Annotated in this window: 16 protein-coding genes; 11 read left to right on the top strand and 5 right to left on the bottom strand. The window is 60.2% G+C overall.

Annotation, left to right across the window (positions count from 1 at the left end; genetic code table 11):
• Positions 1–237 precede the first annotated feature (237 nt).
• The 8 genes from EC919_RS25335 to EC919_RS25300 all read left to right on the top strand — a co-directional run bounded on the left by EC919_RS25335 (position 238) and on the right by EC919_RS25300 (position 8,895).
• Complete coding sequence (locus EC919_RS25335; RefSeq protein WP_133777039.1) at positions 238–579, top strand: hypothetical protein; 342 nt, start codon at positions 238–240, stop codon at positions 577–579.
• Between the two features lie 41 nt (positions 580–620).
• Positions 621–1,802: a PQQ-dependent sugar dehydrogenase gene (locus EC919_RS25330; RefSeq protein ID WP_133777038.1), complete on the top strand. Its 1,182-nt coding sequence runs from the start codon at positions 621–623 to the stop codon at positions 1,800–1,802.
• A 169-nt stretch (positions 1,803–1,971) separates the two neighbouring features.
• On the top strand, positions 1,972–2,307 hold the full coding sequence (locus EC919_RS25325) for a helix-turn-helix transcriptional regulator (RefSeq protein ID WP_133777037.1): 336 nt from the start codon (positions 1,972–1,974) through the stop codon (positions 2,305–2,307).
• The gene (locus EC919_RS25320; RefSeq protein WP_133777036.1) at positions 2,307–3,572 is read left to right on the top strand and encodes a type II toxin-antitoxin system HipA family toxin; all 1,266 of its coding nucleotides are present in this window, start codon (positions 2,307–2,309) and stop codon (positions 3,570–3,572) included. The genes EC919_RS25325 and EC919_RS25320 overlap by 1 nt, the downstream gene beginning before the upstream one ends.
• A 145-nt stretch (positions 3,573–3,717) precedes the next feature.
• Positions 3,718–5,889, top strand: a complete 2,172-nt coding sequence (locus EC919_RS25315) for a TonB-dependent siderophore receptor (RefSeq protein WP_133777035.1) — start codon at positions 3,718–3,720, stop codon at positions 5,887–5,889.
• 115 nt (positions 5,890–6,004) lie between these two features.
• Positions 6,005–7,324: an MFS transporter gene (locus EC919_RS25310; RefSeq protein ID WP_133777034.1), complete on the top strand. Its 1,320-nt coding sequence runs from the start codon at positions 6,005–6,007 to the stop codon at positions 7,322–7,324.
• A 392-nt stretch (positions 7,325–7,716) separates the two neighbouring features.
• Positions 7,717–7,989, top strand: coding sequence for a helix-turn-helix domain-containing protein (locus EC919_RS25305; RefSeq protein WP_133777033.1), 273 nt, complete (start codon positions 7,717–7,719; stop codon positions 7,987–7,989).
• A gap of 186 nt (positions 7,990–8,175) precedes the next feature.
• Complete coding sequence (locus EC919_RS25300) at positions 8,176–8,895, top strand: hypothetical protein (protein ID WP_133777032.1); 720 nt, start codon at positions 8,176–8,178, stop codon at positions 8,893–8,895.
• Positions 8,896–8,927: 32 nt separating this feature from the next.
• Here the strand turns inward: EC919_RS25300 and EC919_RS25295 are convergent, their stop codons facing one another.
• The gene (locus EC919_RS25295; RefSeq protein WP_133777031.1) at positions 8,928–10,007 is read right to left on the bottom strand and encodes a diguanylate cyclase; all 1,080 of its coding nucleotides are present in this window, start codon (positions 10,005–10,007) and stop codon (positions 8,928–8,930) included.
• Positions 10,008–10,312: 305 nt separating this feature from the next.
• On the opposite strand from EC919_RS25295, the gene EC919_RS25290 reads away from it, so the two are divergent.
• Complete coding sequence (locus tag EC919_RS25290; protein WP_133777030.1) at positions 10,313–10,948, top strand: LysE family translocator; 636 nt, start codon at positions 10,313–10,315, stop codon at positions 10,946–10,948.
• Between the two features lie 105 nt (positions 10,949–11,053).
• A complete protein-coding gene (locus tag EC919_RS25285) occupies positions 11,054–12,223 on the top strand; it encodes an RsiV family protein (protein ID WP_133777029.1) in 1,170 nt (389 codons plus the stop codon).
• Between the two features lie 90 nt (positions 12,224–12,313).
• Here the strand turns inward: EC919_RS25285 and EC919_RS25280 are convergent, their stop codons facing one another.
• Positions 12,314–12,898, bottom strand: coding sequence for a polyribonucleotide nucleotidyltransferase (locus tag EC919_RS25280; RefSeq protein ID WP_133777028.1), 585 nt, complete (start codon positions 12,896–12,898; stop codon positions 12,314–12,316).
• A 718-nt stretch (positions 12,899–13,616) separates the two neighbouring features.
• Here EC919_RS25280 and EC919_RS25275 point away from each other — a divergent pair.
• The gene (locus tag EC919_RS25275; RefSeq protein ID WP_133777027.1) at positions 13,617–15,293 is read left to right on the top strand and encodes an NAD-dependent malic enzyme; all 1,677 of its coding nucleotides are present in this window, start codon (positions 13,617–13,619) and stop codon (positions 15,291–15,293) included.
• 65 nt (positions 15,294–15,358) lie between these two features.
• Here the strand turns inward: EC919_RS25275 and EC919_RS25270 are convergent, their stop codons facing one another.
• The 3 genes from EC919_RS25270 to EC919_RS25260 form a co-directional block, all read right to left on the bottom strand.
• The gene (locus tag EC919_RS25270) at positions 15,359–16,123 is read right to left on the bottom strand and encodes a 2-keto-4-pentenoate hydratase (protein ID WP_133777026.1); all 765 of its coding nucleotides are present in this window, start codon (positions 16,121–16,123) and stop codon (positions 15,359–15,361) included.
• Positions 16,124–16,187: 64 nt separating this feature from the next.
• On the bottom strand, positions 16,188–17,486 hold the full coding sequence (locus tag EC919_RS25265) for an MFS transporter (RefSeq protein WP_133777025.1): 1,299 nt from the start codon (positions 17,484–17,486) through the stop codon (positions 16,188–16,190).
• Positions 17,487–17,587: 101 nt separating this feature from the next.
• Positions 17,588–18,799: a pyridoxal-phosphate-dependent aminotransferase family protein gene (locus tag EC919_RS25260; RefSeq protein WP_133777024.1), complete on the bottom strand. Its 1,212-nt coding sequence runs from the start codon at positions 18,797–18,799 to the stop codon at positions 17,588–17,590.
• Between the last annotated feature and the right edge of the window lie 45 nt (positions 18,800–18,844).

Below are 18,844 nucleotides of genomic sequence, written 5' to 3'. Positions count from 1 at the left end.
GTGACGAAGATGCAATCTGACCCAACGCCTTCGCGGGCAAGCGCGCTCCTACAGGGGATTGCGTGAACCCACACCATTGCGTCGCCCGTCCAGGGCGTCTGTTCGACAGGCCCGCCGACTACTCTTGTTACAAAGCGAAAGGTCCTACACGTTGCTCATCCACCGTGACAGCGCGAACCTACGGGCTCGATCGCCATCAAAGACCGGAATCGTTACCCATCCCACAGAAGGTAAATGATGAACAGTTTCCCGCGACGCCTCGCCGTCGTCTTGCTCGGCGGTCTCCTGTCGGCCGGCTTGGCACAGGCCGATGATCACACCGCGCACTCGCTGCCGCTTCTGGCGGCCGCCGGCTACCCGAGTCGCTCAATCAATGTCCCCGACAACGGCGCCGTTCGCCGCGCCAATCCCAACAGCCGTCAGGGCACCGAGTCCATCGCGCCGCGTGTCGGTGGCCCTAATCTGGGGCCCTCCCAACCTCGTCCGCCCACCCTTGAAAACGGTGGCATCGGCAACGGTTATCCAACACGGCAACAACCCGCTCGGCCTTCCGGCGATACCGAACGCCGCAGCAACTGACATCACTGTCAGTCTCTCTTCCACTTCATAAGGAATTGCCTATGTTGCGCGCCACCCGTTTTCACAAGCTCGCCCTCCGCAAAACCTTGCTCGCGACCTTATGCGCCTCCGCATTACTGGGCATCTCCGTGCAGGCGACTGCCGCTACTTACCAGAGCGAAAGCGGCGCGCTGACCGTCGATGAGGTCGTCGGCGGGCTGCAGCATCCGTGGGCCGTGGCGTTCTTGCCGAACGCCCAGGGCATGTTGGTTACCGAGCGTACGGGCAACCTGCGCCGGGTGACGCCCGACGGCAAGTTGTCGGCGCCGATCTCCGGCGTGCCGAAGGTCTGGGTGCAAGGGCAGGGCGGTTTGCTGGACGTCGAGCTGTCGCCGGATTTCGCCAAGGACCGCATGGTGTACCTGACCTACTCCGAGGCCGCGAGCGACGGAAAAACCGGCGGCACGGCGGCGGGGCGCGCAAGACTCTCGGAAGACATGACCCAACTGGAAGGCTTCACCCGTATCTTTCAGCAGCAGCCGAAATTGTCCGTGGGCAACCACTTCGGCTCGCGGATCGTCTTTGATCGCGACGGTTACATGTTCATCGCGCTGGGCGAAAACAACGACCGCGCCACGGCTCAGGACCTCGACAAGCTTCAGGGCAAGGTCGTGCGCCTGTACCCCGACGGCACTGTGCCCAAGGACAACCCCTTTGTCGGCCAGCAAAACGTGCGTCCGGAGATCTGGAGCTACGGTCACCGCAACCAACAGGGCGCCGCGCTCAATCCCTGGACCGGCACGTTGTGGACCAACGAGCACGGCCCGCGTGGCGGCGACGAAATCAACATCATCGAACGCGCCGCCAATTACGGCTGGCCGATCTCGACCTTCGGCATCGACTACAGCGGCGAGCCCATTTCCGAGTCAAAGGGCAAGATAGTCGAGGGCGTGAAAAACCCGTTCCACGTGTGGGAGAAATCCCCAGGCGTCAGCGGCATGGCGTTCTACGACTCCAGCACGTTCAAGGCGTGGGACCACAACGTCTTCATCGGCGCGCTGGCATCCGAGGAGCTGATTCGTCTGGAAATCAAGGACGACAAGGTCGTGCATGAGGAGCGTTTGCTCGGTGAGCTCAAGTCCCGCATCCGCGACGTGCGGCAAGGCCCGGATGGCTACGTGTATGTGCTGACGGATGAGGACAACGGGAAGCTGTTGAAGGTCGGTTTGAAGGTGGAGCAATAATCCATTTGTAATGTATGTGGCTCATCTTTTGAAATATGAGCCCAATAGGGTTCATTTTTGCCCTAGGTAAGCCATATGGCTCTTTTTGAATAAATGAGTCGTATAAGGCTCTCAGTGCTTGACCTGAACCATATACATTACATACTCGCTGCTCGACAGTGAGGCTTCCATGAAAACCACCCTGCTGGACCAAATTAAAAAACGACGACTGACGCTAGGCCTGCAAATTCAGCAGATGCCTCTGCGTGCGGGCCTGACACGCCAGCAGTACGGCAAGATCGAAGCGGGTGGAAATCCGCGGTTGACGACCCTCGACCAGATCGCAGAAGGCCTCGATGCCGCTCTGCTTCTCGTTCCCAAGTCAAAGCTTGTCGCCGTGCAGCGAATCCTCGCCAGCGAGGCCGAACACGACATTGATCGTCCGTACGTGGCGCAGGCCAATGAATCTTCAGCTCCAGAGCATTTCATCCATGAGGCCGACGAAAGTCCGTGGGGTGATCTCTGATGGCTGATGAAACGGTGGCGGCTTTACAGCTGACCCTTCAGGGAGAGCGTGTGGGCTACGTTGCGGGGTACTCCAATGGCAAAAACGTGTTCACGCTGGCGCCCGAGTACATCGAGAATCAAGCCAGACTTCCGCTGACGCTGTCGCACACCGACCCTGTCGCATTTGCGCAGCAACTGGCCAAACGGCATCCCTATCTCACTGCTCACAAATTGCATCCAGTGTTGAGCAACCTTCTGCCGGAAGGAGCATTGCGCGATTTTCTCTCACAAGCGATGAAGGTCCACCGCGACAACGAATTTCCACTGCTCACCTGGCTGGGTCGTGACTTGCCGGGCGCTTTGGTGGCAGAGCGAATGAACGCTGCAGACATTCCCGGCCTTGCGTTGCAGCACCGTGGGAAAATCGATCCGACTGTCGTCGATATTCCTGATAGCCAGGCGCATTTTTCGCTGGCCGGCGTGCAGATGAAATTCTCCATGCGTGACAGGGATGGGCGGTACATCACCGGTGATCCTGATGCGCCTGGCGACTGGATTATCAAGACGCCTTCGACGATCCGCCCGTTTGTTCCGCTAAATGAATACACGGCAATGACGCTGGCAGCGCTCGCCGGCGTCGATATTCCGGAGATCAGACTGATTCCGATGGCTGACATCGACGCGCTGCCAAATATAAACCTGCCGAATGAATCGCTCGCTTACGGCATACGTCGTTTCGACCGTCTGCCAGGAAATGTGCGGGTGCATGCCGAAGATTTCGCGCAGATATTCTTCGCGTACGCACATGATAAATACCGCAATGCAAGTTCTGACCAGATTGGGAAACTGGTATATCGGAGCTCGCTCCACGCGCAGCGTGATGCCATACAGATGGCGAGGCGGTTACTGGTCAATGTGCTGCTCGCCAATGGCGATGCACACCTGAAGAACTGGAGCATGATTTATCGCGACGGTCGGAACGCCGAGCTTTCACCGGCCTATGACATTGTCACGACCAAGGCCTACATCGCCGACGAGACCAAGCCTGCCTTGAATATGGCCAAGGCCAGAAGCTGGTACGGCATGTCACTCGAGCACTTCAAGAAGTGGGCTGAATACGGTGACATTCCCTGGCGACCGGTCCTTTACAACTTGAGAGCGACCATCGACAGCGCGCGAACTCTATGGCCCGATGCGCTGGAAAATAGCCCCATGCCAGATACGCAGAAGAACGCGTTGCGCGCGCACTGGAAAGATCTGCATCCAGACTTCCGTATCGGATGATTATTCGTGATTTAGTTCACGCCCCTTCCTGTACTTCACATCAATCCCGGTTGTAAAAACCCTCCGCAGAACGTAAAAGAGGCGCCGCCGAACTGGCCTGCGTTTCTCGTTGCCCGACTGTCCCTCTCCAGGAATTCAACCGCCGATGATCACCTCGTCCCGTTCCGCTGCCGGCTTCACCCGTCGGCTGTTGCCGCTGAGTATCGCCTTCGCTTCGCCATGGCTGGCGGCCCAGGAAGTCGAGCCGGTGACGCTGGATGCGCTGCGGGTGACCGGGGAGCAGGAGTCGATTTATCAGGCGAGTGGCGCGTCGGTTGGCGGGTTCAGCGAAGCGCCGCTGCGCGATACACCGGCGTCGATATCGGTGTTTACCGCCGAGCGGCTGAAGGACCAGCAGGCCAAGCTGCTCAGCGATGTCCTGCGCAACGACGCCTCGGTAGGCGACAGTTATGCGCCGGTGGGCTATTACGAGAATTTCGTCGTGCGCGGTTTCTCGCTCAACGCCGCCAACAGCTACCGCATCAACGGGCGGAGTATCACCGGCGAGCAGAACGTGGCGCTGGAAAACAAGGAACAGGTCGAGCTGCTCAAGGGGTTGTCAGGCCTGCAGAGCGGCGTGTCCGAGCCTGCAGGCGTGATCAATTACAAGACCAAACGCCCGGAAGATGTGCGCTCGGTGACGGTCTCGACCAACGAGCACGGCGAGCGCTACATCGCCACGGACGTCGGCGGCTGGTTCGGCAGCGAGAAGCAGTTCGGCCTGCGCGCCAACGTCGCCCATGAGGACATCCGCTCTTACGTCGAGCACGCCAATGGCCAGCGGGATTTCGCCTCGCTGGCGTTCGACTGGAACATCAACGATCAGTCCACCCTGCAGCTCGACGTCGAATACCAGACCAAAGAACAGCGCTCGGTGCCGGGCTATCAACTGCTGGGCGGCACCGAACTGCCCCATGACGCTTCGCCGCGTAAACTGTTGGGCTATCAAAGCGGCTCGAATCCGGTGGGCATCGACTCGCTGAACATGACCGGCCGTTACGAGTACCGCCTCAGCGACGACTGGAAAGCCAGCTTCAGCGCATCACGCAGCCGCGTGGTCATCGACGATTACAGCGCGTTCGCCTACGGCTGCTATTTCCAGAGCGACTGCCCTGCCGAGCCGCTGACCGGGCACTTCACGCCGAGCGGCGGCTACGACATCTACGATTTCCGCAGCCCGGACGACACGCGGCGCAACGATGAAGTCGAAGCGTCGATGACCGGCCTGTTCGACACCGGCTGGCTCGAGCATGAGCTGACCTTCGGCAGCAGTGCGTTCAGGCGCACGGTCGACACCCGGCCGTATTTCAGCGAATACGTCGGTTCCGGCAACATCCACGAGACGCCGGACACCTTTGCACCCTCGGACCTGTCCGTGGGTCACACCGAACGGCGCCTGGACAGTCGCCAGTACGGGCTCTTCGCCACCGACCGCATCAGCTTCAACGAACACTGGCAAACGGTCATCGGCGGGCGTGAAGTGAAGCTCGACGAGAAGGCCTACAACGAGGACGGCAGCGAGAACCGTCACACCGAGCGCTCGATCTTCCTGCCCCAGGCCGCCCTGATCTACAAACCGATCGACAATGTTTCGCTGTACACGAGCTACAGCAAAGGGCTTTCCCTGGGCGGCACGGCGTCGGTGTTCGACAGCAATGTCGGGGAAATCCTTGCACCGACGGTCTCTCGCCAACTGGAGGCCGGGGTCAAATACGACTGGCGGCGCATGAGTTTCACTGCGGCGGTGTTCCAGACCCGCCAGGCTTATCAGTATTCGAAACCCAACGACGACGGCAGCCTGACCTTCGTCCAGCAGGGCCAACAGAAAAACACCGGCGTCGAGCTGAGCGCCAATGGCTACGTGACCTCGCAGCTGCAGATATCGGCCAGCGTCGCGGCCATTCGCGCGCGGGTTGAAGACAGCGGCACCGCGGCGTACGAAGATCATCAGGCGATCAACGTGCCCAAATTCCGCGGCAGCCTCTCAGCCGATTACGCACTGCCGATTCAAGGGCTGGCGCTGTTGGGCGGCGCTCAATACAGCTCCAGCAAATACGCCAACCGCGAGGGCTCGGTGAAAGTCGATGACTACGCGGTGTTCAACGCGGGCGGCCGCTACAGCACAAAAATCGAGGGCTACGACACGGTCTTGCGCCTGACCGTCGACAACCTGTTCGACAAGCGCTACTGGCGCGACGCGGGGGAATACCTGGGGGACGATTATTTGTTTCTCGGCGCACCGCGTACGGCGCGGGTGTCGGCGACGGTGAATTTTTAAATCAGCCGCTGAAACGCGTCAGCCGTCAGCGATCCGCCCGCAAGCCGTCAGCTTTGTTATCCTGCGCGCCTTTGTCGCACCCGAGTGCGTTTCAACCTGTGATTTGGGGTCTTTCATGACAGCCATTCTTCGACCACGCCCACAACCCATCAGCCGGGGAGACTACAAAACCCTAGGCCTGGCGGCACTGGGCGGGGCGCTGGAAATCTACGATTTCATCATCTTCGTATTTTTCGCCCTGACGCTCAGTCAGCTGTTCTTCCCGCCGGAAATGCCCGAGTGGCTGCGTCTGCTGCAAAGCTTCGGCATCTTTGTCACCGGCTACCTGGCGCGCCCGCTGGGCGGCATTCTGATGGCGCACTTCGCCGACAAACTGGGTCGCAAGCGCGTGTTCAGCCTCAGCATCCTGATGATGGCGCTGCCGTGTCTGCTAATCGGCGTGATGCCGACCTACGCTGAAATCGGCTACTGGGCACCATTGATCCTGCTGGCGCTGCGCATCCTTCAGGGTGCGGCCGTCGGCGGCGAAGTGCCGAGCGCCTGGGTGTTCGTCGCCGAGCACGCGCCGAAAGGTCATCGCGGTTATGCGTTGGGCGTTCTGCAAGCCGGGCTGACCTTCGGCTACCTCATTGGTGCACTGACGGCGACCTGGCTGGCGAAAGTGTTCAGCCACGCGGAAATCCTCGATTACGCCTGGCGCATCCCGTTTCTGCTGGGCGGCGTATTCGGCGTTATCGGCGTGTGGCTGCGGCGCTGGCTCAGCGAAACGCCGGTGTTCATGGCGATGCATGCTCAACGGGCAGAGACGACTGAGCTGCCGCTGCGCGCTGTCCTACGCCAGCACCGGCAATCTCTGCTGCCGGCTGCGTTGCTGACCTGCGTGCTGACGTCCGCGGTCGTGACGCTGGTGGTCATCACGCCTACGGTGATGCAGCAGCGCTTCGGCATGAGCCCCAGCGACACGTTCGCCCTGAGCAGCGTCGGTATCGTTTTCCTCAACATCGGCTGCGTGTTGGCCGGCAGGCTGGTCGATCGCATCGGCGCCTGGCGCGGCGTGGTGCTTTACAGCCTGTTGCTGCCCGTCGGTGTCGGCGTGCTCTACGCCAGTCTGGTCATTCACTGGTTGCCGTTGAGCCTTGCTTACGCGGTGGCCGGTCTGGCCTGCGGCATCGTCGGCGTCGTGCCTTCGGTCATGGTCGGACTGTTCCCGGCGAACATTCGCGTCTCCGGCATCTCGTTGACCTACAACATCAGCTACGCCCTGTGGGCAAGCACCACGCCGCTGGCGCTGATTGCCTTGATGCCGTGGAGCCCGTGGGTGTGCGTGGGCTATTGCGTGATCATGGGTGCAGTCGGTCTGGTGACGGCCATGGTCTTTGGCCTGCGCAAAGGTATGCAGGTTGATGACCCGCGGGTGGCACAGGCTGGAAACTGAACGGGCAGGGGCGCCGCAATGGCGCCCCTTCTTGTGACTCAATGGCGCGGATTCCCAATGCGCAGCGTTTGAAACGATTGATCCGCTGATTTGTAACAGATGATTGTAATTATCATTTGCAGCGTTTATTGTCCCCGTCTATACAACTGACCCGCTGTTATATATCCCCATGGCTTTGCACTGGGTCGTGCGTGTGTAGATTGTCTGCAGGGGCAATGGGGATGCTTCACTAATATTTGTAGGAAACTTTACTTATCATGGTTCGGTTATTAACCGGGCTTGACTGTGCAAATTCTCTAATGCTTAGAGACTTAAAAATCAATAAGAACACTGTTATGGCCCTGGCTAATTCAATGCCAGGGCCGGCAAGTCGCGGAGACTGTTGGGGACCAATGATAGAAGAACAACGCAAGCGTAAACCATTGAAAAAGACCACCCCCAGGGAGCAGGAAGTTCTTCATCTTGTGCTCCAGGGATTCACCAACAAGGCGATCGCCCAGCGTCTGGGGATCAGTGATTACACGGCCCGCGACCATGTCTCGTCGTTGCTGAGGAAGAGCGAAGTCAAAAATCGGGCGCAGCTCATCGCTCTGCATATTTCCCCAGTGCGCAAGAAAAAACTGACAGCACCCCTACATCTGACGGATTGTTCCGCTGGACAGTAAGTGCATAATTAACCCGATTTAATCGCTGAACTTTTAAAGCCGTCGTCGGCCTTTTTGCCATGATGACGTTTGCGTCGTAATTAGCGGCCTTTTGAATCATGACCCTGTTTCAGTACTTTGATGTGCCCTGTCAACGTGTTCGCGATGATGCCCCCACAATAATGATCAATAATAAGGATGGAATCGATGACCCTTCAAATCGTAACGTCTGAGCCCTTGAAGCAACCGTGCATCGATGCAGACTTTAATGTGGACACTTCAACCGCGTTTCAGCAATTGGTCGATGAGCAAAGCCGGCTGTCCAGAGACCAGCTGAGCGAGTTGCACAAGCAATGGCTCGGACCCCACGGCGTGTTTGCCACCTTCAGCGCAGAGGTGGAGCGACTGGGGCGTCAGGCCCCCGCGCTGGATGATCTCTCCAGCCTGGGCAGCACAGAGCGCATGAACCAGGCCGAACGGGCGGTGGCTTTCGCGCTGGCGCAGATCAATCGCCGGCGCGCGACCAACAACCCCTTCGGCTCGCGCTCGCGTCAGGACCTGTGCTGCGTGGTGTTTGACGACTCCCGCGCGTACACCCTGGCGGAGCGTTACGCCGCGTACGAAGCCATGCGCCAGAGCGACTCGGATTTCTTCATCAAGTTGATCGCCACCACCCGCGGCGTCACGGAGCGGCGCATCGTCTTTCACGGCTTGCTGGAACATTACGACCGGCTGCTGCCGATCGAAAAAAGCATCTACCCCGAAGCCTACCGCGACGTGCAGCAAGCGCATCTCGATCGGGAAGAAGGGTTGTATGGGCCGCTGATGTTGGGCGACAGCCTGCACAACCTGCTGACGCGCATGACGCCGCTTGAGCTGCTCAAGCAGGTTAAGGCTCCGACCGATGCCCTGGCTTGCAGCGAATAGCGAATCTTCGATAGATCATCTACGCCGCCGACTCACCCCAGCGCAGCACCCTCGCGCGCACCCACCTTGCCGGACGGCTGCGCCGGAGTGACACGATTGCGGCCGGCGCTTTTTGCGTCGTACAGCGCCATGTCGGCTTCATGCAGCCACAGGCCGGCGTCGGTCTGGTGCGTGCCATACGCCGCGACGCCGATGCTCAGGCTCAATTTCAGATCGGGAAGGGCTGAGTGGGCGTGTTCATGGACCGTGCGGCGCAGGCGTTCGAGTATCTCGATCGCCTGGGTCAGAGAGGTGTCGGGCAGGATGACGCAGAATTCGTCGCCGCCGTAGCGGCCGGCCAGATCGGTCTGACGCAGGCTCGCCGACAGCGCGTTGCTCAGTTGCTTGAGCACGTTGTCGCCGGTGATGTGGCCGTAGGTGTCGTTGATGGTCTTGAAGTGGTCAATGTCGATCAGCGCCACGCTGTGCTGGCGGTTGTGCTTCTGGCATTTATTGAACTCCAGCGCCAGTCGATCCTTCCACGCGCCGTGGTTCATGAGGCCTGTGAGGCTGTCGGTGGTGCTGAGTTTTTCCAGCGCCTTCTTGCTTCTGGACAGCTGCACGGCCACGCGATAACAGACCAGCCCGATGGCCATCGGGTAGATCACCAGCATGGGCAGGCAGGCGAATACCTGCAGTTGAGTGACGTGGGGGAACAACGCCGGCAGGAAAATCTTGTACGCCACCAGCGCGCCTGCTATTTGCGCCAGCGAACCCAAAACAAACAGACGCAAACCACCGGCGGCGATGTTGTTCATCGCCATCATCGACAGCACCGTCACGGTGGGCAGCGGGCTGATCCCCATCGCCCCTGCCCAGAAGCCGCCGCCCAGCGAGTCGTAAATCAGGTTACGGCGTTCGGCGGCGTACGGTTGAGTTGAACGTTTGGCCAGTTGGTAGGCCATGTGCGGCCAGCCGTAACCGTGGGCGATCATGGCGATCCACACCCAGGCCGGCGGATGGGAAGGGTACAGCGCTGCAGCCACCGCGAAGAACCCAATGCCCAGGCCAATGCTGCGCGGCAGGTACATGCGTCTGGCGAAGGAGAGACCTTTTTGGACCGAAGTGTTCATAGCGCTCTACCGGGTAATAACGCAGCTTCCCGACTGATACATCGGTCACGACCAACCACTCCGAGTGTCCCTCGCCGACGGGATGCTGGGAAGAGCAGTTGGCCACTATTGAGCAAATAATTCACGCCGGTTGTCGCCGGAGAGTGCGGGGGTGCAGGTGCCGTGTGGACAGGTGACGCGTGTCGTCTGTCATGGCGTGTTTTCCGGCCATCTGTATATAGACCGTTCTGCGCAGTTTGGCTGAAATATCGCTGCCATTCGGCGCGGTTCGGATGCGCATACCATCACGCCGGCAGGAGCCTCCGATGCCTGAACTCTCAAACCTCATCGCTTTTTCCCTGATCGCCCTCGGCATGGTGCTGACGCCAGGGCCGAACATGATTTACGTCATTTCGCGATCCATCTCACAAGGACGCAAGGCGGGCCTGATCTCCCTCGGCGGCGTGGCGGTCGGCTTTGTCTTCTACATGCTGTGCGCGGCGTTTGGCATCACCGGCCTGGTGATGGCGGTTCCCTATGCCTACGACACGCTGCGCATGGCCGGTGCCGTGTATTTGCTGTACCTCGCCTGGCAGGCCGTGAAACCGGGGGGTCGCTCGCCGTTTCAATTAAAGGAGTTGCCCCAGGACAGCAACCGGCAGCTGTTTCTCATGGGCCTGATGACCAACCTGTTCAATCCCAAGGTGTCGGTGCTTTACCTGTCGCTGTTGCCGCAGTTCATTACGGTCGGCGACGGCACCCGTGTGCTCAGCCAATCGCTGATCCTGGGCAGCGCGCAGATTGTGGTCAGCCTGAGCGTCAACGCCGTAGTCGCTATGGCGGCGGGGTCCATCGCCGTTTTTCTGACCCAGAAGCCCGGTTGGGCAACGGTGCAGCGCTGGCTGATGGGCACAGTGTTGTTCGGGTTTGCGGTGCGGATGGCGGTTGAAGGCAGGCGGTGAGTGGACTGTCAGGCTGTGAGGGAAACACCGCTGGCCCTTGCCAGACGCGCCGCGATTCGCGAGATTACCGTCCCGACTCGTTAGCATCATCACAAGGGACGTCTGATGCCTGTTTCTCTCTCCGTTTTGCGTATTACCTGCCTCACTGCGCTGATGGCGCCATTGGCCCTGCACGCCGAGAGTGCGGTCCATGTTCTGACAGGCACCCTGGGTAAATCGCCCATCGTCGTCGAGCTCGACCTCACCAGCGCTGAAAACGTGTCGGGCCGGTATTTCTACGAGAAGTACCACAAGGACCTGCCGCTTTCCGGTACCTCCAAAGGGAGTGATCTGACGCTGACCGAGGGCCTGAGCTACGACGACGAAGCCAAGTTGCCGAAACTGGTGCTTCACAAGAATTCGGACGCGACCTGGACCGGAGACTGGAGCAGCAAGGGCAAGTCCTACAAGGTGCAACTGGCCGAACACGCCATCGGCGCGCCGGATGCTTCCGCCGAACCGGGTTGGCAGGACATTTACAGACAATCGGCGTACGACTACCTGCGGCTCACGCACCTGAACCTCAAGGCGGATAAAAACGCTACATTTATGGGCCACCGGCTGCAATGGTGGGTCGAGCCGGAGTCGGGCGTCTCGATGTTTGAAATCACGTCGGGTTACGCGCCGGATCAGGCCACCCGTATCAATCAGCAACTGCGCTCGCGCTTGTGGCAGGAGGTTGTCAGCTACCACCAGTGCATGCTCAACGCCAGTCGCAACGGCGGTGATTTCGCCCAGACGGTCACGCCGCGCTTGCTGACGCCAGGCATCGTGAGTTTGAGCGTCTTCACCGATTACGATTGCGGCGGTGCGCACCCGGACTTCGGCGATTCGCCGCTTAATCTGGATGCCAGCTCGGGGAAGGCCTTGACACTGGAAGATGTGTTGTGGATCGGCAAGGGCGCGCCGTTTCACTACGAACGTGATGAAGAGGGTGGCACGAGTTTCGACACGTATTCGGACTACCGCGGCAAAGTCCTCGCCCCCTGGCTCGTTGACCAGTTGAAAGCGGCGCACCCGGCAGACATGGTGAAGCCTGCTACTGAAGACGACTGCGACTACACCGACCCGTCGGTGTGGGAATTTCCGTCGTGGTATTTCACCGAAAAAGGCATCGTTTTTGGCCCGTCCTTCGCCCGGGTGATGCGTGCGTGTGAGAGTCCCGACTGGTCGGTCTTGCCTTACAGCGTGATCAAGGCGCATCCGGGCGGGACCCAACTGACGTTGCCGGAATGAATCAGACTCTGTTCCTACCGGCGTCTTACGACGGTGGATCTGAAATCGCTGCTTTTCCGGCTGCAATCGCCGCCCAAAAAGCAGCAGTCCTCACTTGCCGCCGGTCACACCCTTGACCACCTCGCCATGGGCCTTGGCATCCTTCGCCAGGGAGATCACGTTGACCATTGCCGTGCGTTTGCCGTAGGCCGCGGTAATCGTCGTGCTCAGCACACGGCCGCCGTCTACGCTGCCCGAGATATCCAGCTGACGCATGCCGAGGCCTTTTCGTACGATCTTCTTCTCGCCCAGCTTCTTGAAGTCCTTGTAGCTGGACTGCTGCTGTTGCAGCGTGTCGGCGATGATCCCGTCGAGGGTTGGCTTGTCGTTGGCGCCGACCTTCTGGTCATTGGGCAGCGGCGCTTCGGTGATGATGACCACGCGCTTGGCCGGCTTGTTCATGTACAGCGAGCCGGTGACGCCGGCGGCCCTGGCTTTGGCGTCGATCTCTTCCATCGGCCCTTTGACGTAGTCCTTCGGCAGGGTAAAAGCGAATTTGCCGCCGAGCATCGCGACTTTTTGCCCGGAAGGTTTCGGCGCGGGTTTGGCTTTGGTCGCGGCCTGCGCGCCGACCATGCCCAGGCATGAAGCCAAAGCGGTGCAGACCAGCAGGGTTCTTAAACTGAACAAGCGCATTCCGACCACTCCTGGGGATAATTCCTACATAGGTCCGGCATTTTGCCTGAGGGTGATGGCAGGTTGATAGTCGTGAGGGCGATGCTGGCCTTAGTCGGTCCCACTGGATGATCGTGGTGTATCTGTAGACCGGCTTCAGCCGGGAAGAGGCCCGCATGGACAACACAACATTTGCAGCGCGACGCCTGACGCTTTCCCGGCTAAAGCCGGTCCCACAGGGTATGCGGCATGAGCCAATTCCCTGGGGGAAGAGGCCCGCATGGACAACACAACATTTGCAGCGCGACGCCTGACGCTTTCCCGGCTAAAGCCGGTCCCACAGGGTATGCGGCATGAGCCAATTCCCTGGGTATACGCGGTGTTTAGTGGGACCGGCTTCAGCCGGGAAGGGGCCCGCATGGACAACACAACATTTGCAGCGCGACGCCTGACGCTTTCCCGGCTAAAGCCGGTCCCACAGGGTATGCGGCATGAGCCAATTCCCTGGGTGTACGCGGTGTTTAGTGGGACCGGCTTCAGCCGGGAAGAGGCCCGCATGGACAACACAACATTTGCAGCGAGACACCCAACGCTTTCCCGGCTAAAGCCAGTCCTACGGGATGATCGCAGTCTTCCCAGGGAATATGCAGGTCCGAAGAATCGTGAACACCTCCACGGTTGGCTTTCCAGGCCAAAGGTGTACATTGAATTCAAAATACAATAAGCACAGGAGACAGACATGACCCATGCCACTGATCGCACCTTGCAAGTCCCTTTCGCCGGGCCCACGTTGTTGGGCACTCCGCTTCTCAACAAAGGCACAGCGTTCAGCCTCGACGAACGCGAAGCCCTTGCCTTGCAAGGCCTGCTCCCCGAGCGGGTCGAAACCATCGAACAACAGGCGAGCCGCGCCTATCACCAGTACCAGGCCTGCGCGACCGATCTGGATAAACACATTCTCCTGCGCTCCATTCAGGACTCCAACGAAACGCTGTTCTACCGCGTCGTCGACGACCACCTCGACGAGATGCTGCCGATCATCTACACCCCCACCGTCGGCAAGGTTTGTCAGGAATTTTCCCGCATTTACCGCAGCCATCGCGGTTTGTTCATCAGCATCGCCGACAAGGACCGAATCGACGAAATCCTCAACAACGTCACCAAGGACAACGTCAAAGTCATCGTCGTCAGCGACTGCGAGCGCATTCTCGGCCTGGGTGATCAGGGCGTTGGCGGCATGGGCATTCCCATCGGCAAGTTGTCGCTGTACACGGCGTGCGGTGGCATCAGCCCGGCTTATACGCTGCCAGTGGTGCTCGACGTGGGCACCAACAATCCGGCGCTGCTGGCGGATCCGCTGTACTTCGGCCGTGGCCAGGAACGTGTTCGCGGCGCTGAATATGATGCGTTCGTGCAGGCATTCGTCGAGGGCGTTCAGCGCCGTTGGCCGGAAGCCATTCTGCAGTTCGAAGACTTCGCGCTGACCAATGCCATGCCGTTGCTGGCTCGCTTTCGCGATCAGCTGTGCTGCTTCAACGATGACATTCAGGGCACTGCCGCCGTCACCGTGGGCACCTTACTGGCCGCCTGCAAGATGAAGGGCCAGCGCTTGTCCGATCAGACCGTCGCCTTCGTCGGCGCCGGGTCAGCGGGTTGTGGGATCGCCGAGCAAATCATCGCCGCCATGCAGCTCGAAGGCTTGTCCGAAGCCCAGGCCCGCAGTCAGGTGTATCTGCTCAACAGCAAAGGGTTGCTGACCGATCGCCAGCCGGGCCTCTACGATTTCCAACAGCGCCTGGCCCACTCCAGCGAATCGTTGAACGACTGGGCGTTCAGCGCCCACTGGCCCTCGCTGCATGAGGTGGTCAGCAACGCCAAACCCACGGTGCTGATTGGCGTGTCGGGCAAGGCCGGACTGTTCACCCAGCAGATCGTCGAAACCATGCACGGCCATTGCCCGCAGCCGATCATCATGCCGCTGTCCAACCCGACTTCGCAGATCGAAGCGCACCCCAAGGACATTCTGCAATGGACCGACGGGCAGGCGCTGGTGGCCACGGGCAGTCCGTTTCTGCCCATTGAGGTGCTGGGCAAAACCTTCCCTATCGCCCAGTGCAATAACTCCTACATCTTCCCCGGCATTGGCCTTGGCGCCATCGCCAGCAAGGCGACCCGCGTCACCGACGGCATGCTGATGGCGTCGGCCCAGGCGCTGGCAGAGTGTGCCGCGGCAGGGCAGATGTTGCCGCCGTTGCGGGATGTTCAGTCGGTCAGCAAGCGCATCGCGTTCGCTGTCGGCATGGCGGCCCAGCGCGACAGTGTAGCGCCGCCGCAATCGGAAGCTGAACTGTCAGCAGCGATCGAGAAAGACTTCTGGCAGCCTGTTTACCGGTCGTATGTCCGCCGCCCTGACTAAAAGCTTCACAGCAAAAAAGAACCCGCCAAATCGGCGGGTTTTTTTTATGACAGCGAGATAAAACGTCAGGCCAGCGTAAGAGATACAGGCGGCAGCCCATTGATCTGCCCCATCACCTCAGCCATGCCCTGGGCGAGGTGCATGCCGGTATAAGAACCCGTGGTGATCACGAAGTCCTCGGGCAACGGCAGTCCATTAAGGGTGTGATGGTTGACCAGCCACGGCAACAGCCGGCGCGGGTCGCCTGCCGGGTTGGCGACTTTCGACGGTACGATGGTCTCGCCATTCACCGTGAAGGTCAGCGTCGGCTCAACAAAGGGAAAGGACGCGTCGTAGGGTACGAAATCCCCCACCACCAGGGCGCCGTGGTTAAGCAAGTCGGCCAATTGCGTCAGCGGCTCGATCTTTGGCCAGGCCGCAAACCGGCTGGACACCACCTCAATGGACGCCGCCATTTCGCCGATGCCCGCCATGACTTCTTCGTCGCTGTACGCCTCATCCCGCGGGCTAAAGGTGCGGTTGAAGCGAAAGGCGATCTCCAGCTCCAGACCCACCGGCGGATAGACGCTGCGGTCCAGCGTGCCGGTGGACGGGAACAGGCAGTCGCGGGGCAGCGGTGAGCCTTGGATCGGGCCGTCAGCGGATTTCGAACCAATCTTCCAGCCGCCGGCTTCAACGCCACGCAGGCGCAGGATTTTCTGTTGCGTGAGGTACGCCGCGTCGCGGTCTGTCGGATTCAGGTCAAAATCCAGTTCGCCCAACAGGCTGCGCTTGTTCTGCCCATCGACGATCAGCTGCGCCAGGCGCGAAGGTTGGGTGTCAGTGTCCAAAAGAATGCTCCATTGAGTGGGCTCGACTGCACCTTACAGGACGGAGGCGGCCCCCGTTGTCGCTTTATTTACTGACCACCGGCGCCGGTTCCGCACCCGCTGTCAGCGGCGCAGCCGGCTGCCCGTAGTCAAACTTGTTCTGTGGCTTCATGCGGAACGACAGCACCACGCCAATCGCCAGCAGAACAATGCTGACCAGAAACGGCAGCTGCCAGTTGCCAAACGTGTCGATCAACAGACCGGCGGCCACAGGGCTGACGATGGCGGCCATGGCCGATCCGGTGTTCATCATGCCGCTCGCGGTGCCGCAATGGTCCGGCGCGATGTCCATGGGAATCGCCCACATCGGGCCGATGGTCATCTCGGAGAAGAAAAACCCGATCGCCAGGCAGGCCAGGGAAATGTGCATGTCCTTGGTGAACATCAGCGGCACCAGCGACAGCAGCGTCAGGCCCAGACACACCGCAACCATCAGACTGCGCGCCTTGTTCAGGTCCTGGGTGCGCGCATAAATGCGGTCGCTGACGATGCCACCCAGGGTGTCGCCGACCACGCCGCCGAAGAACACCGTCGATGCGAAAATCGCCGTGCCCTTCAAATCCAGGCCCATGTTCATGAAGTACATCGGCACCCAGCTGAGCAGCAGCCACAGCGTCCAGCCGTAGCAGAAGTAAACGATCGTGACCGGGGCCATGCGCTTGAACAGGCGACCCCACGGCAGCACGACGCTGGATTTCACTTTCGGCGGCGGCAGGGTGTCCAGTTCCTGCTTGGAAATGCGCGGGTGGTCTTTCGGGTGCTCGGTGAACACCGCCATCCACAAGATGACCCAGACAAAGCTGGTGGCCGCGCAGACGTAAAACGATTCGCGCCAGCCATACGTGGCCATCACCGCGATCATCGCTGCCGGCGCCAACGCGTTACCGAGACGGGCGAAGGCGTGGGTGATGCCTTGGGCGAAGCCGCGTTTCTCTTTGGGGATCCAGCGGGACATTGCCGCTGTTGCAGCCGGAAAGGTGGCGCCCTCACCGAGGCCGAGCAATATCCGCGCGACGATCAGCGAGACGAAGCCGCCGGCCAGACCGGTCAGCACTGTGGCGCTGGCCCAGATCAGCCCGCACACCACCAGCGTGCGCTTGGCGCCGAAGCGGTCGCTGACCCAGCCGCCGATGATTTGGAAGATCAGGTAGGGGTACGCGAAGGCCGAGAAGACGATGCCGATCTCGGTTTTGCTCAGGTTGAATTCTTTACCGAAACCGACGGCGGCGGTGCTGACATTGACGCGATCCAGGTAGGTAATGAAATACATGGCGCACAGCATGAACAGCACCACCGTGGTGGGGCGCAGACGTAAAAACTTCATGTGCTATCTCCAGTTTCTTATTGTGTTCGCTGACAACGCGATGATTCGGGATAGTGAGATGTGTCAAAAAAGCTGCGGGTGTGCCGCAGCCAAGTGTTGCGTCAGTCGCGTCGCAGCGGCACCGCTTGCCCTCCCAAGTAATCCATCGCGGCCAGAACACCGCTGGACTGAAGTTTTACGCCGGCCATCTGCAGGCCCATTTCACAGCCGGTCAGGGTGGCCATTAGCATCAGGTCGTTGCAGTCGCCCAAGTGGCCGATGCGGAACATGCGGCCTTTCATCTTGCCCAGGCCGGTGCCGAGGGACATGTCGAAGCGCTCGTAAATGGTCTTGCGCACTTGGTCGGCGTCGATGCCTTCAGGCGTCATCACGCCGGTGAGCACGGGGCTGTAAACGCTCGGGTCGGCGCACTGAATCTCCAGGCCCCAGGCCGTCACGGCGGTGCGGCAGGCCTTCGCCAGGCGGTTGTGACGGATGAACACGTTGTCCAGGCCTTCGCCGAGGATCATGTCCAGCGCCTCGGACAAGCCGTACAACAGGTTGGTGTTCGGCGTGTACGGCCAGTAACCGGTCTTGTTCATCTCGATGATCTCGTCCCACGCCCAGAAACTGCGTGGCAAACCGGCGCTTTTGCTGGCCTCGATGGCCTTCGGCGACAGGGCGTTGAAGCTGATGCCGGGCGGCAACATAAGGCCTTTCTGCGAGCCGGAAACCGTCACGTCAACGCCCCACTCGTCATGACGATAGTCGGCGGAGGCCAAGCCGGAGATGGTGTCGACCAGCAGCAGGGCAGGGTGGCCCGCCGCATCAATGGCCTTGCGCACGGAAGCGATGTCCGACGTCACACCGGTGCTGGTCTCGTTGTGCACGACGCAGACGGCCTTGATGCGATGCCCGCCGTCAGCGCGCAGGTGGTCTTCGATCATTTGCGCATCGACGCCGCCGCGCCAGCCTTCAATGCCGGGCCGACCGATGAACTGCGGCTTGAGGCCGAGATTCAGGGCCATCTTCTGCCACAGCGTCGCGAAGTGGCCGGTCTCGAACATCAACACTTCGTCGCCCGAACTCAGGGTGTTGCACAGCGCCGCTTCCCAGGCACCGGTGCCCGACGCCGGATAAATCACCACTGGATGCACGGTCTTGAAGATCTGCTTGATGCCTTCCAGCACCTTAAGCCCCAGCTCGCCGAACTCCGGGCCGCGGTGGTCAATGGTGGGGTAACTCATCGCACGAAGGATACGATCCGGCACCGGGCTAGGTCCGGGAATCTGAAGGAAGTGGCGACCGGCAGGGTGGAAATCGAGCTTCAGCATCGGTGACTCCTTGTTTTTTATAATTTGGTATTTTGAATTCAAAAT

Source organism: Pseudomonas graminis (genome assembly GCF_004364335.1).
Classification (GTDB): Bacteria; Pseudomonadota; Gammaproteobacteria; order Pseudomonadales; family Pseudomonadaceae; genus Aquipseudomonas; species Aquipseudomonas graminis_D.
This window is presented reverse-complemented; position numbering and strand designations above follow the sequence as displayed.